General features: G+C 70.6%; 14 protein-coding genes. 6 read left to right on the top strand and 8 right to left on the bottom strand.

What is annotated here, in order from left to right; genetic code table 11:
• A complete protein-coding gene (locus ASE16_RS11990) occupies positions 1-552 on the top strand; it encodes a nitroreductase family protein (RefSeq protein ID WP_055895197.1) in 552 nt (183 codons plus the stop codon).
• On the opposite strand, the gene ASE16_RS11985 is transcribed toward ASE16_RS11990, so the two are convergent.
• The 5 genes from ASE16_RS11985 to pdhA all read right to left on the bottom strand — a co-directional run bounded on the left by ASE16_RS11985 (position 536) and on the right by pdhA (position 5,277).
• On the bottom strand, positions 536-1,513 hold the full coding sequence (locus ASE16_RS11985; RefSeq protein ID WP_055895195.1) for a DMT family transporter: 978 nt from the start codon (positions 1,511-1,513) through the stop codon (positions 536-538). The two genes, ASE16_RS11990 and ASE16_RS11985, sit on opposite strands and share 17 nt — an antisense overlap.
• Before the next feature lie 105 nt (positions 1,514-1,618).
• The gene (locus ASE16_RS20265; RefSeq protein WP_268765811.1) at positions 1,619-1,744 is read right to left on the bottom strand and encodes a hypothetical protein; all 126 of its coding nucleotides are present in this window, start codon (positions 1,742-1,744) and stop codon (positions 1,619-1,621) included.
• A 58-nt stretch (positions 1,745-1,802) separates the two neighbouring features.
• Positions 1,803-3,101, bottom strand: a complete 1,299-nt coding sequence (locus ASE16_RS11980; RefSeq protein WP_055896432.1) for a dihydrolipoamide acetyltransferase family protein — start codon at positions 3,099-3,101, stop codon at positions 1,803-1,805.
• Positions 3,098-4,165 (bottom strand): alpha-ketoacid dehydrogenase subunit beta, encoded by a 1,068-nt coding sequence (locus ASE16_RS11975; RefSeq protein ID WP_082581405.1) that lies wholly within the window; start codon positions 4,163-4,165, stop codon positions 3,098-3,100. Before ASE16_RS11975 ends, ASE16_RS11980 begins: the two co-directional genes overlap by 4 nt.
• Positions 4,162-5,277, bottom strand: a complete 1,116-nt coding sequence (gene pdhA / locus ASE16_RS11970) for a pyruvate dehydrogenase (acetyl-transferring) E1 component subunit alpha (RefSeq protein WP_055895193.1) — start codon at positions 5,275-5,277, stop codon at positions 4,162-4,164. The genes ASE16_RS11975 and pdhA overlap by 4 nt, the downstream gene beginning before the upstream one ends.
• Before the next feature lie 128 nt (positions 5,278-5,405).
• Between pdhA and ASE16_RS11965 the strand changes: the two genes are divergently transcribed.
• A complete protein-coding gene (locus ASE16_RS11965; RefSeq protein WP_055895191.1) occupies positions 5,406-5,834 on the top strand; it encodes an Lrp/AsnC family transcriptional regulator in 429 nt (142 codons plus the stop codon).
• 69 nt (positions 5,835-5,903) lie between these two features.
• Here the strand turns inward: ASE16_RS11965 and ASE16_RS11960 are convergent, their stop codons facing one another.
• The gene (locus ASE16_RS11960) at positions 5,904-6,302 is read right to left on the bottom strand and encodes a PaaI family thioesterase (protein ID WP_055896427.1); all 399 of its coding nucleotides are present in this window, start codon (positions 6,300-6,302) and stop codon (positions 5,904-5,906) included.
• A 115-nt stretch (positions 6,303-6,417) separates the two neighbouring features.
• Here ASE16_RS11960 and ASE16_RS11955 point away from each other — a divergent pair, with 115 nt between their 5' ends.
• Genes ASE16_RS11955 through paaZ form a run of 4 tightly spaced genes read left to right on the top strand, consistent with a single transcriptional unit; the run spans position 6,418 to position 11,430 of the window.
• Complete coding sequence (locus ASE16_RS11955; protein ID WP_055895189.1) at positions 6,418-7,602, top strand: thiolase family protein; 1,185 nt, start codon at positions 6,418-6,420, stop codon at positions 7,600-7,602.
• 44 nt (positions 7,603-7,646) lie between these two features.
• The gene (locus ASE16_RS11950; protein ID WP_055896421.1) at positions 7,647-8,393 is read left to right on the top strand and encodes an enoyl-CoA hydratase/isomerase family protein; all 747 of its coding nucleotides are present in this window, start codon (positions 7,647-7,649) and stop codon (positions 8,391-8,393) included.
• On the top strand, positions 8,390-9,367 hold the full coding sequence (locus ASE16_RS11945; protein ID WP_082581404.1) for a 3-hydroxyacyl-CoA dehydrogenase family protein: 978 nt from the start codon (positions 8,390-8,392) through the stop codon (positions 9,365-9,367). The genes ASE16_RS11950 and ASE16_RS11945 overlap by 4 nt, the downstream gene beginning before the upstream one ends.
• A complete protein-coding gene (gene paaZ / locus ASE16_RS11940) occupies positions 9,364-11,430 on the top strand; it encodes a phenylacetic acid degradation bifunctional protein PaaZ (protein ID WP_055895186.1) in 2,067 nt (688 codons plus the stop codon). The genes ASE16_RS11945 and paaZ overlap by 4 nt, the downstream gene beginning before the upstream one ends.
• A 33-nt stretch (positions 11,431-11,463) precedes the next feature.
• Here paaZ and ASE16_RS11935 read toward each other — a convergent pair whose 3' ends face one another.
• Entirely contained in the window at positions 11,464-12,018 is a 555-nt protein-coding gene (locus tag ASE16_RS11935; protein ID WP_055895184.1) for a hypothetical protein, read from the bottom strand.
• Positions 12,019-12,080: 62 nt separating this feature from the next.
• Entirely contained in the window at positions 12,081-12,743 is a 663-nt protein-coding gene (locus ASE16_RS11930) for a hypothetical protein (protein ID WP_055895182.1), read from the bottom strand.
• Between the last annotated feature and the right edge of the window lie 61 nt (positions 12,744-12,804).

Here is a 12,804-nt window from a genome sequence, read left to right as displayed (position 1 = left end):
GTGTCCAAGCTCGTCGACGCTGTCGCCTCCCGTCGCTCGTACTCGCGAGTGACGGAGGCGGCGCCGACCCACGAGCAGCTTCTGCCGCTGATCGCGGCGGCGGGACGCGTGGCCGACCACAGCTCCCTGCACCCGTGGCGCGTGATCGAGCTCCGCGGAAACGCGCGCTCCCGCCTGGGCGCTGCGTTCGCGAAGGATGCGCACGCCTCCGGCTCCGACGCGGAGAAGATCGCGGCCAAGCCGCTGCGCGCGCCGCTCTTGCTGGCGATCGTCTCCGTGCGGACCAAGAGCGAGAAGGTGCCGGGCTGGGAGCAGGACGCCGTCGCCTCCGGGGTGGCGCACATCCTGAGCCTGCTGCTGCACGACGCCGGCTGGGGCGTGATCTGGCGCACCGGCCATCAGACAAGGGCGAAGGCTGTGCACAAGATGCACGGTCTGAAGAAGAACGAGCGCCTGCTCGGCTGGCTCTACGTCGGCGGCATCCCCGACGGCTCGAAGGAGAGCCACCGCAAGACCGTCGACCCCGAGCGCTACCTCACGACGCTCGCGTAGCCTGCCCGCTTCTGGCCGCGTTCCCCCACCGGATGCTCGCCACGGCCACCGCGACCAGCGCCAGCAGCGTGCCGGCGACCGTCGAGAACGCCACGGGATGGGCGGAGCTCGGCGCGAGCAGATCGAGCAGCAGCGCGGTGAGGAGCTGTCCGGCCACGGTCGCAAGTCCGAGCACGAGCACGCCGAGCACCCGCACCAGCAGCGCGGCCCCGGCGATGAAGACACAGCCGATCGCTCCGCCGACGTAGAGCCAGGGCTCGGCGGGCAGCGACGTCGGCCAGCCGGCGATCGACGAGTGGACGACCATCAGGACCACCAGCACGGTCGTGCCCACCACGAAGTTGATGAAGGTGGCCGTCAGCGCGCTCTCCGCGACGACGCGCACCTGACCGTTGACGGCCTGCTGCCAGCCGACGCCGAGGCCGGCGATGAGCGGCAGCACCATCATCCAGAGCGGGACACTGCCGCCGAACTGCGAGGAGACGGCCCAGCTGACGGCCGCGAGCGCCAGGGCGGCGCCGACGACGCGCGCCGGGGTGAGCGGCCGTTTTCCTCCCGCGCCGATGCCGATCATGTCGAGGACGAGACCGCTGACGGTCTGACCGGCGACGATCGACACCGTGAACAGTGCGACGCCGAGCACGGCGGCGGTGAGCCCCTGCGACAGCACGAGGAACGCCCCGGCCGCGCCGCCGCAGACGTACCACCAGCGCAGCTCTCCCCCGCGGAGGGCGCCGACGACCCTGCCGAGCCCGCGACGGCCGACCGGTGCGATGGCGAGCGCGACCAGCAGGATGAGCAGGCCGGACCCGAAGGAGATGACGGCGGCGGTGAAGCCGTCTCCGATGCGAGCGCCGAGCTCCCCGTTGACGCGGGACTGCAGGGCGACGCCCGCCCCGCACAGGACGGCGAAGACGATGGCCAGCCACACGGGGAAGGCCCGTCTCCTGTCAACACTCACCGAACAAGCCTAGATGCACGCGTGCGCAGGAACGGCCGTGCGCCCAGGCGTCGGCACGGCGGGCGGCACGACCCTTCCTGGCCGGCGACGCAGCGGACGCCGCGCTCAGGGAGCCGGCGCGTCGCCGTCCGCCGGCGTGGGATGCGGCAGCCAGGGGATGTTCTCCTCGGGCGCCACGTCCTTCTCGACGGACAGGTCGTAGTCGTCGTCTTCCGGCTTCTTGTCTGTCATGTCCGTCAGAGTACGCCAGCAGGGTCACGCGGTATAGCGGGCGCGGTCCGCTCGCTGCTCATACAGGGGGCGCGTCCGCGAGCAGGGCGAGCGGCGACTCCATCGCGTCGGCGATGTCGCGCAGCAGCCCGGCTGCGACGCCCCCGTCCGTCACCCGGTGGTCGAAGACCAGCGAGAGCTGGGCGATCCGGCGAGGGACGATCGCGCCGTCGACCACCCAGGGGCGCTCGATCATCCGCCCGATGCCGAGGATCGCGACCTCCGGGTGGTTGATGATCGCGGCGCTGCCGTCGACGCCGAGGCTGCCGTAGTTGTTGATCGTGAAGGTCGAGCCGGTGAGCTCGGCCGGGGCGAGGCCACCGGCGCGGGCGTCGCGCGTGAGCCTGTCGAACGCGCCGTCGAGCTCTCGGATGGTCATCCGGTCTGCTCGACGTACGACGGGGACGACGAGTCCGCGCGGGGAGTCGACGGCGAAGCCGAGGTTGACACCGTCGAAGGTGTCGATGCCGGCGCCGTCCGCGGTGACCCGGCCGGCCAGCTCTGGACGGCGGGCGAGCGCTGCCAGCGTGAAGCGGGCGACGAAGGACAGCAGCGACGGCGTCCGGTCGCCGAAGCGAAGGCGGCGACGCGCATCCCACAGCTCGGTGACGTCCACGTCGACCCAGACGGTCGCCTCCGGGATCTCGGAGCGGCTGCGGGTCATGTTCGCGGCGACGGTGCGGCGGAAGAGCGAGAACGGGGTGGATGCGCGGAGCGCGAGCCCCGTGCGCTGGTCGACGGTGGGCTCGGCGGCGGGCGCTGCAGCGGCGAACGCCTCCTCCACGTCGCGACGGGTGATGACGCCGCCCTCCCCGGTCGCGCGAACGGTCGACAGGTCGATGCCGTGGGTGCGCGCCAGCGTCCGGACGACGGGCGAGATCACGGGCACGGATCCGGAACGAGCGGGCACGGACACGGCGGTCGCCGTCACCGTCGAGCGGCGCACGCGGCGACGGCCGGAGCGGTGCAGCTCTGTCGTGCCGTAGCCGACGAGCACGTGGCCGGAGCCGCCCGTGCTCGTCTGGTCCGGCGTGCGCTGGTTCTCGGGCGCGCTCTGCGGCTTGTCCTGTGTGCTCTGCGGCTCGTCCACCTCGATCAGCGGGGCGCCGACGGCCAGCGCCTCGCCCTCCTCGCCGTGCAGCGCGGAGACGGCGCCAGCGAACGGCGACGGCACCTCCACGACCGACTTGGCCGTCTCCACCTCGGCGATGGGCTGGTCGACGGCGATCACGTCGCCGACCGCGACCAGCCAGCGCACCAGCTCCGCCTCGGTGAGTCCCTCGCCGAGGTCCGGCAGCCGGAAGACCTGCGCGCTCACGCGTCCTCCCACTGCAGGTCGTCCACCGCGTCCAGGATGCGGTCGACCCCTGGCAGGTAGAACCGCTCCAGCTTGGGCGGCGCGAACGGGGTGTCGAATCCGGTCACCCGGCGAACGGGCGCCTCCAGCACGTGGAAGCAGCGCTCGGAGACCCGTGCCGCGATCTCGCTGGCCATGCTGGCGAAGCCAGGGGCCTCGGCGATCACCACGGCACGACCCGTCGAGCGCACAGCGGAGCAGACCGTCTCGTCGTCGAACGGCACGAGGCTGCGCAGGTCGACCACCTGCAGGCTGCGCCCCTCCTCCTCTGCGGCCTCCGCCGCGGCAAGCGCGACGGGCACGCTCGGGCCGTATGCGATCAGCGTCGCGTCCGTGCCCTCCCTGGCGATGCGGGCTCGGCCGAGCTGCGGGATGGGAGCGGCGAGGTCGACCTCGCCCGTGGACCAGTAGAGCTTCTTCGGCTCCAGGAACACCACGGGATCCGGCGACGCGATGGATGCGCGGAGCAGCCCGTACGCATCCTGCGGCGTTGCAGGCGACACGACCGTCAGCCCCGGCGTGTGCGCGTAGTACGACTCGGACGAGTCGGAGTGGTGCTCGACGCCTCCGATGCCGCCCGCGTACGGGATGCGGATCACCATCGGGAGCCGCACCGCCCCCTTGGTGCGGTTGCCCATCTTGGCCACATGGTCGACGATCTGCTCGAACGCCGGGTACGCGAACGCGTCGAACTGCATCTCGACCACCGGGCGCATCCCGTTCATGGCCATGCCGACGGCGGTGCCGACGATTCCGGCCTCCGCGAGCGGGGTGTCGAAGCAGCGGGCCTCGCCGAACCGGGCGGCGAGGCCGTCGGTGATGCGGAAGACGCCGCCGAGCACGCCGACATCCTCGCCGAAGACGAGGACGGAAGGGTCGGCGTCGAGAGCGTCCGCCATCGCCCGGTTGATGGCCTGGGCCATCGACATGGTGACGATCGTCGGCTCCACCGCGGCAGCGCCGGTCGCGCCGTCTGTGCCGCCGGTCGAGCCGTGGTCGGCCGGTGCGTCGTGCATGAGCGTCATCTGGCTGCCTCCTGGTCGTGTGCGATGTCTGCCTGCCGCTGTCTGGCCAGCTCGTCGGCGAGCTGCTCCGCCTGCTCGCGCAACTGCGGCGTCTGCGTGGCGTAGACGTGGGCGAACAGGTCCTCCGGATGCGGTTCGGCCTCGGCGTTGACGGCGGCACGCAGGTCGCTAGCGACCCTCTCCGCGTGGGCCTGCAGCTCGACCTCGTCTCCGTCGCTCAGTGCATCCATCGACCTCAGCCAGGCGCGCACCCGCAGCAGAGGGTCGCGGGCGAGCCAGGGCGTGACCTCGTCGTCGCTGCGGTAGCGGGAGGCGTCGTCGGCGTTGGTGTGCGACTGGATGCGGTACGTCAGCGCCTCCACGAGGGTCGGGCCTCCCCCGTCGCGGGCCTCGTCCACCGCCTCGCCGAAGACGGCGAGCAGTGCGGCGAGGTCGTTCCCGTCGACCTGGCGGCCGCGCATCCCGTAGCCGATGCCCTTGTGCGCGATGCTGGACGCGGCCGTCTGTCTGCTGAGCGGCACCGAGATGGCGTAGCCGTTGTTCTGCACGAGGAAGACGACCGGCAGGTGGAAGACGGCGGCGAAGTTCATCGCCTCGTGGAAGTCGCCCTCGCTGGTGGCTCCGTCGCCGCAGATGGCGAGGACGACCGTGTCCTCGCCGCGCATCCTGGCGGCGTGCGCGAAGCCGACGGCGTGCAGGAGCTGCGTGGCGAGCGGCGTGGCCTGCGGGGCGACGTTGTGCTCGCGCGGGTCGTAGCCGGAGTGCCAGTCTCCGCGCAGCAGCTGGAACGCGTCGAACGGCTCGACGCCGCGCGTGATGACGGCCACCGTGTCGCGGTAGGTGGGGAACAGCCAGTCGCCGTCGGCGAGCACCATGGCCGCTGCGACCTCGCAGGCCTCCTGGCCGTGCGACGACGGGTAGACGGCGAGCCTGCCCTGGCGCACGAGCGCGTTGGCCTGGTCGTTGATGCGACGGCCGAGCACGAGCTTGCGGTAGCCGTCGAGCATCCGCTCGACGGACGGGGTGGGGTACTGGTCGTCCTCGTGGGACGAACCGTCCTGTTCGATCAGCCGCAGCGGGGTGGCGCGCGGCAGCAGGTCGTCGGCGTGCATCCGTTCTCCTTTGAAAGACGTCGCTGTCTTTCAGGATGACTTCGCTGGATCGCGCGCGCTAGAGGCGTGACGTTTTCGAGACGAATGGATGCGCATCATCTGTTTCGATGTCAAACTGTCTGACAGACATGGACGACATCGACTCCCGCATCATCGACGCGCTGCGCGCCGACGGCCGCGCCTCCATCACGGCGGTCGCCGAGGCGGCGCACGTCTCCCGCGCGAACGCGTACACGCGGCTCTCCCGGCTGATCGAGGACGGCGTGATCACGGGGTTCACGGCGAAGGTCGACCCCCGGCTGTCCGGGCGCGCGTCGTCGGCCTACGTGACGCTGCGCGTGGACCAGGCGTCCTGGCACGAGCTCAGGGACACGCTCCGCGCCATCCCGGAGGTGGAGCACTTCGCGCTGGTCGGCGGCGACTTCGACGTGATCCTGCTCGTCCGCGCCCGCGACAACGAAGATCTGCGCCGCGTCGTCCTGGAGCAGCTGCCGGCGATCCCCTCCGTCCGCGACACCAAGACGTCGCTCGTCTTCGAGGACCACGACCTCCGGTAGTCGCGGCGCCTCGTGCGAAACGTGCGGTCGCGCCCGATGCGAGCGCACTCTCCGCGCGAGTCGTGCTGGCTAGTCGGCCTTGTCGAGGATGAGGTTGGTGATGCGGGCGGTGCAGAGGCGGTTGCCGTCCTCGTCGGTCACGACGATCTCGTGCGACGCGATGGTGCGCCCGAGGCGGATGGCCGTCGCGACGCCGGTCACCAGGCCGGTGCGGGCCGAGCGGTGGTGCGTTGCGTTGATGTCGACGCCGACGGCTGTTCGGCCCGGACCGGCGTGGATCACGGCCGCCCAGGAGCCGAGCGCCTCCGCGAAGGCGACGGACGCGCCGCCGTGCAGCAGCCCGAACGACTGCCGGTTGCCCTCGACCGGCATGGTGGCGACCACGCGCTCCGCCGACTGTTCCAGGATGCGGACCCCCATCTTCTCGTCCAGTTCCCCGAGGTGGATGTTCCAGTCGCCGTCGCTCATGCGCCACAGCATAGCCGCGGAGTTGTGGTGAGCGGCCGCGTCTGAAAAGATTACTTCCTGAACGTTCGGTCGGTAATTCCGGACGTCGCTCGATGATGAACGAACAGGGGCAGCAATGACCGAGGCCTACCTCGTCGGCGGAGTGCGCACGGCGGTCGGACGCTACGGCGGAGCCCTGAGCGGAGTGCGTCCCGACGATCTCGCGGCGCTCGTGATCGCCGAGGCGGTTCGCCGCGCCGGCATCGAGCAGCACACGATCGATGAAGTGATCTTCGGTGCGGCCAACCAGGCCGGAGAGGACAACCGCAACGTCGCCCGCATGGCCACGCTGCTCGCCGGGCTGCCGGACGCGGTGCCGGGCATCACGGTGAACCGGCTCTGCGCATCGGGGCTCTCCGCCGTCACGATGGCGGCGCAGGCGGTCAGGGCAGGGGACGCGGACATCGTCGTCGCCGGCGGAGTCGAGTCGATGACCAGGGCGCCCTGGGTGCAGGGCAAGCCGGAGCGTGCCTTCGCGAAGCCAGGGCCGCAGTTCGACACGTCGATCGGCTGGCGCTTCACCAACCCCCGCTTCCTGGCGCGGGACAAGGCCACGTATTCGATGCCGGAGACGGCGGAGGAGGTGGCGCGCCTCGACGGCATCAGCCGCGCCGACGCAGACGCGTTCGCCCTGCGCAGCCACCAGCGCGCGGCCGCTGCGACGGACGCCGGACGGTTCGCGGACGAGATCCTGCCGGTCGAGACGCCGCGGGGAACCGTGACGGCCGACGAGAGCATCCGCCGAGACACGACGATGGATGCGCTCGCCGCGCTCAAGCCGGTCGTCGCGGGCGGCAGCGTGGTCACCGCGGGCAACGCGTCTCCGCTCAACGACGGCGCCTCCGCGATCGTCGTGGCGAGCGCCGACGCGGTCGCCAGGTACGGTCTGACGCCGAGAGCCCGCGTCGTCGTCGGCACGAGCGTCGGCGTCGCACCCGAGATCATGGGCCTCGGCCCCGTGCCTGCAGTGAACAAGGCACTGGAGCGCAGCGGACTCGACATCGGACAGCTCGGCAGCATCGAGCTGAACGAGGCGTTCGCCAGTCAGTCGCTCGCGTGCATCAGAAGACTCGGGCTGGACGGCGAGCGCGTCAACGCCGACGGCGGCGCCATCGCGCTCGGGCACGCGCTCGGTTCGAGCGGCGCCCGCCTGCTGGTCACCCTGCTCGGGCGGATGGAGCGCGAGCGCTCGCAGTACGGGCTCGCCACGATGTGCGTCGGCGTCGGCCAGGGCGCCGCGATGATCGTGGAGAGAGCATGAGCGGCGCCGGCAGCGGCGGGAACAGGGCTGAGAGCGGAGCGGGGATGAACGGGATGCGCACGCTCCTGGTCGAGGAGGGCGACGACCGCGTCGTCGTGCGGCTGAACCGCCCGGAGACCAGGAACGCGATCGACCAGCGGATGGTCGACGACCTGCACGAGCTGTGCGCCGCCCTGGAAGCGGAGCCGCGCATCCTGATCGTCACGGGCGGCGACGGGGTGTTCGCGTCCGGAGCCGACATCGCCGAGCTGCGCGAACGGACGGCGGCCGACGCGCGCCTCCTCATCAACGCCACGGTGTTCAGCCGGATCGCGGCCCTTCCGCTGCCGGTGATCGCCGCCGTCGACGGCTACGCGCTCGGCGGAGGGGCGGAGCTGGCGTACGCGGCCGACTTCCGCGTCGGCACCCCCCGGCTGCGCATCGGCAACCCGGAGACGGGGCTCGGCATCATCGCGGCGGCCGGTGCGCTCTGGCGCCTGGCGGAGCTGGTCGGCGAGCCGCTGGCCAAGGAGATCGTGCTCGCCGGACGCGTCCTGAACGGCGAGGAGGCGCTGGCGGCGCGGCTCGTCACCGAGCTGCACGAACCGGAGGCTCTGCTGCCCGCCGCGCACGCGCTGGCCGACCGCATCGCCGCCAACGACCGGCTGGCCACGCGATACACCAAAGCGGTCTTCCACGCGCCGCGCTCCGCGCATCCCGCAGCAGAGGCGGACGCCCAGGCCGTACTGTTCGAATCGCCGGAGAAGCACAGGCGGATGACCGAGTTCCTGGAGCGGAGGCGGAAGCGATGAGCGGTGTCGACGATCGGAGAGAGGCTCCCGTTTCCAGTGGCGTTCCCGAGCGCGTCGGGGTGCTCGGCGGCGGCCGCATGGGCGCGGGCATCGCCCACGCGTTCCTCCTGGCCGGGGCGGCCGTGACCGTGGTGGAGCGCGACGACGAGGCGGCGGACGCCGCCCGCGCGCGCGTCAGGAGCGCGATCGACGCGTCGGTGCAGCGCGGAGCGACCGAGCGCAGCGCCGACGACCTGGCGAAGCAGCTCTCGACCGCGACCTCCACCGACACCTTCGGCTCCTGTGGCCTGGTCGTCGAGGCCGTTCCGGAGGACCGCGACCTCAAAGTGGATGCGCTGCGCCGCGCGGAGAGTGCGCTGGCCGACGACGCCGTTCTCGCGAGCAACACCTCCTCCATCTCCATCGACGAGCTCGCCGGCACCCTCCGCTCCCCCGACCGCTTCCTCGGGATGCACTTCTTCAATCCCGTGCCGGCGTCGTCGCTCGTCGAGGTGGTCACCGGCGCTGCCACCCGGCCGGAGGTGGTGGCGGCGGCGCAGGGCTGGGTCGCCGCGATCGGCAAGACGCCCATCACCGTGTCCGACGCCCCCGGCTTCGCCTCGTCGCGGCTCGGCGTCGCCCTCGGACTCGAGGCGATCCGGATGCTCGAGGAGGGCGTCGCGAGCGCCGAGGACATCGACGCCGCGATGGTGCTCGGCTACAAGCATCCCGTCGGCCCGCTGCGGCTCACCGACCTGGTGGGCCTGGACGTGCGGCTCGGCATCGCCGAGTACCTGCACGAGCACCTCGGCGCACGCTTCGAACCGCCGGCCCTGCTGCGCTCGATGGTCGCCGCAGGGCGCCTCGGGCGGAAGTCGGGGCGTGGCTTCTACGACTGGCCGGACGCGCAGGCCCCGACGCCCCAGACGACCCCGACGACCCCGACGACCTCATCCACCGATTCCCACCCCGCGACCCCGGAGGTTCACCGATGAACCAGCACGACATTCTTCCCAGCTATGTCACGGGCGGGTGGTGGACGCCGGCGGCCGACGACACGGACGCCGCCGAGGTGCGCGACGCCTCCACCGGCGAGCTCGTCGCCAGGGTGAGCACGGCCGGTCTGGACCTGGCGGGCGCCCTCGAATACGCCCGCACGGTCGGGCATGCGTCGCTCGGAGCGCTCACCTTCCACCAGCGTGCCGTGCTGCTCAAGCAGTTCGCGCAGGCGCTCACCGCACGCAAGGACGAGCTGTACGCGCTGTCCAGCCGCGCAGGTGCCACGAAGACTGATTCGTGGATCGACATCGACGGCGGCATCGGCGTGCTGTTCACGTACTCGTCGAAGGGGCGGCGCGAGCTGCCGAACGGTCAGGTCTACCTCGACGGCCCCGTCGAGTCGCTGTCGCCGGACGGCTCGTTCATCGCCCGCCACATCTACACCAGGCTGACCGGAGTCGCCGTGCAGATCAACGCGTTCAACTTCCCGGTGTGGGGCGCGCTGGAGAAGTTCGCCCCAGCGTTCCTCGCCGGGGTGCCGACGCTGGTGAAGCCCGCGACGCCCACCGGATATGTCGCAGAGGCGATGGTGCGCATCCTGGACGAGACCGGGCTGCTGCCAGCGGGATCGCTGCAACTGGTGTCCGGCGCTGTCCCCGACCTGTTCGAGAACCTGCGGCTCGGCGACATCGTCGCGTTCACCGGTTCGGCGTCGACCGCGGAGAAGCTGCGCGCGCACGACGCCGTGCAGACCGGCGGGGTGCGGTTCACCAGCGAAACCGACTCGATCAACGCCTCCGTGCTCGGCGCGGACGCTGTGGCGGGGACTCCGGAGTTCGACGCGTACGTGAAGCAGCTGGTGACAGAGTTGACGGCGAAGTCCGGCCAGAAGTGCACCGCGATCCGCCGCGCCATCGTGCCGGCCGCCGCGGTGGACGACGTGGTGGCCGCCGTGCGCGAGCGCATCCAGCAGCGGGTGGTCGTCGGCGACCCGCGGGCGGACGGCGTGACCATGGGCCCGCTCGCATCGCTCGCACAGCGTGAGGAGGTGCTGCGCCAGGTCGGCCGTCTGGTCGACGCCGGCGGCGAGATCGTCGTCGGCGACCTCGCGGCGCCGGAGGTGCTGCGCGCGGACGGCTCGACCGGCCGGGAGGCGGACGGCGCGTTCGTCTCCCCCATCGTGCTCCGTTTCGCCGACGCCGACGTGGATGCGGTCCACACGATCGAGGCATTCGGCCCCGTCGGGAGCATCCTGAGCTACGACACCACGGCGGACGCGGTGCGCCTGGTCGCACGCGGCGGCGGCTCGCTCGTCACCAGCGTCGCGACCCACGACACTGCTCTCGCGCGGGACCTCGTGACCGGTATCGCCGCATCCAACGGCCGCGTGCTGCTGCTCGACCGCGACGACGCCCGCACCTCCACCGGCCACGGATCGCCGATGCCGCACCTGGTGCACGGCGGGCCCGGCCGGGCAGGCGGCGGCGAGGAGCTGGGCGGCATCCGTGCCGTGCTGCACCACATGCAGCGCACGGCGATCCAGGGCACGCCGGAGCTCCTGACGGCCGTGACCGGGGTGTGGCACCAGGGCGCGACGGCGAGCGCGGACGGGGTGCACCCGTTCCGCAAGGCGCTGTCGACCCTGACGATCGGCGACCAGGTGCTCTCGAAGAGCCGCCGCGTCACCCTCGACGATATCGAGACGTTCGCGACGTTCACCGGCGACACGTTCTACGCGCACATGGACGAGGAGGCGGCGGCGGCCAACCCGTTCTTCCCCGGCCGTGTCGCCCACGGCTACCTCCTCGTGTCTTGGGCGGCCGGGCTATTCGTCGACCCTGCTCCAGGGCCGGTGCTCGCGAACTACGGCCTGGAGAACCTGCGCTTCCTGACGCCGGTGGTGCCGGGCGACAGCATCCGGGTGACCTTGACGGCCAAGCAGATCACGCCCCGTGAGACGGACGAGTACGGCGAGGTGCGCTGGGATGCGGTCATCCACAACCAGCACGACGAGACGGTCGCCACGTACGACGTGCTGACGCTGGTGTCGAAGGAGTAATGCGGCGGGGGCGCGTTTGGGGGGCTTTCGCCGTCAGTCGCGGGGGTACGGCGTGATGCTCGGGCTGTTCGTCGGACGGTACGGGTTGGGGTCAGTTTCGTTGAAGGTGCGATACCCGTTCGGGCCTGCGAACTTCTCCAAGCTGGCATCAGTGGAGCACTCGGAGTAGATGCTGAGATTGAAAGAGATCGTGTTGGCGTAGACAGCGGCATAGAGGCTGCCGTCGTGCCTATCAGCGCGAAAGGACGTGTCGTGCTCAGACGCGCGGTCGATATCTCCGACCGCCGTCACACTGTAGCCCTGGCTTTCCCAGAACTCACCCATCTTCCTGGCGAACGCAACCGGATCCCCGTCCGGCGCGTGACGGAGGGTGACTTCGAAGAGCATGCCGCGGTTGCCTGGCCCGGTCGTACAACTTGCGCCGATGAACTCTTCAGTAGGAGGATCCCATTCCGCCGCATCGGGCAAGAGGCCGAATCTCCACCTGTCAGGAAACCCTGAAGCGGCGATCGCAGCTTCCATCGCCGCGATGGTCTCGATACGCAGCTGCTGCCCCGTCTTGTGGGAATCAGGATACTTCGACGGCATAGCGCAACCTCCAAGAGTAAGAACTGTGACGACAGCGACCAGCAGGGCGCGGACAGCGCGGTTCATCGACTCAAATCCGTCTGCCGGGACAGACGCTCAAGGTCCACCCCCACGTTCACGCAAGCAGCCGTGGAGCTCATCGTCACCAACACGGCCATCGGACCGCGCACCGTCAGTCGGGGGTACGGGGTGATGCTCGGGGTGTTCGTCGGACGATACGGATTCGGGTCGTTCCAATCGAACGAGCGATACCCGTTCGGGCCGGCGAACTTCTCCAGACTGGGATCAGTCGTACACTCGGAGTACACGCCGAGATTGAACGCCGTTGTGTGCGCAGTCACGCCCGCGTAAAGGCTGCCGTCACTGCGGTCTGCGCGAAGTTCCGTGAAGTGCCGCGCCCCGCGATCGATATCGCCCACTGCCGTCACGGTGTAGCCCCGGCTTTTCCAGAACTCACCCATCTTCATGGCGAATGCAACCGGATCCCCGTCCGGCGCATGAAAGAGTTCGACCTGGAAGAGCTGGCCCCGGTTGCCGGGTCGGGTGGCGCAACCCGCACCGATGAACTCCTCCGCAGCGGGGTCCCATTGTGCGGCGTCCGGGCCGAGATCGAAACCCCAGCCATCGGGAAATCCCGAAGCGGCGATCGCAGCTTCCATCGCCGCGATGGTCTCGATACGCAACTCCTGCCCAGTCTTGCGAGAATCAGGATAATTCGACGGCATAGTGCAACCTCCAAGAGTAAGAGTCGTGACGGCAGCTACCATCAGGGCGCGGAAGACGCGG

Origin of the sequence: Leifsonia sp. Root227, assembly GCF_001428745.1 — a bacterium.
Lineage (GTDB): Bacteria > Actinomycetota > Actinomycetes > Actinomycetales > Microbacteriaceae > Leifsonia.
Note: the sequence above shows the minus strand (reverse complement) of the source record. Positions and strands in the feature narration are given on the sequence as shown.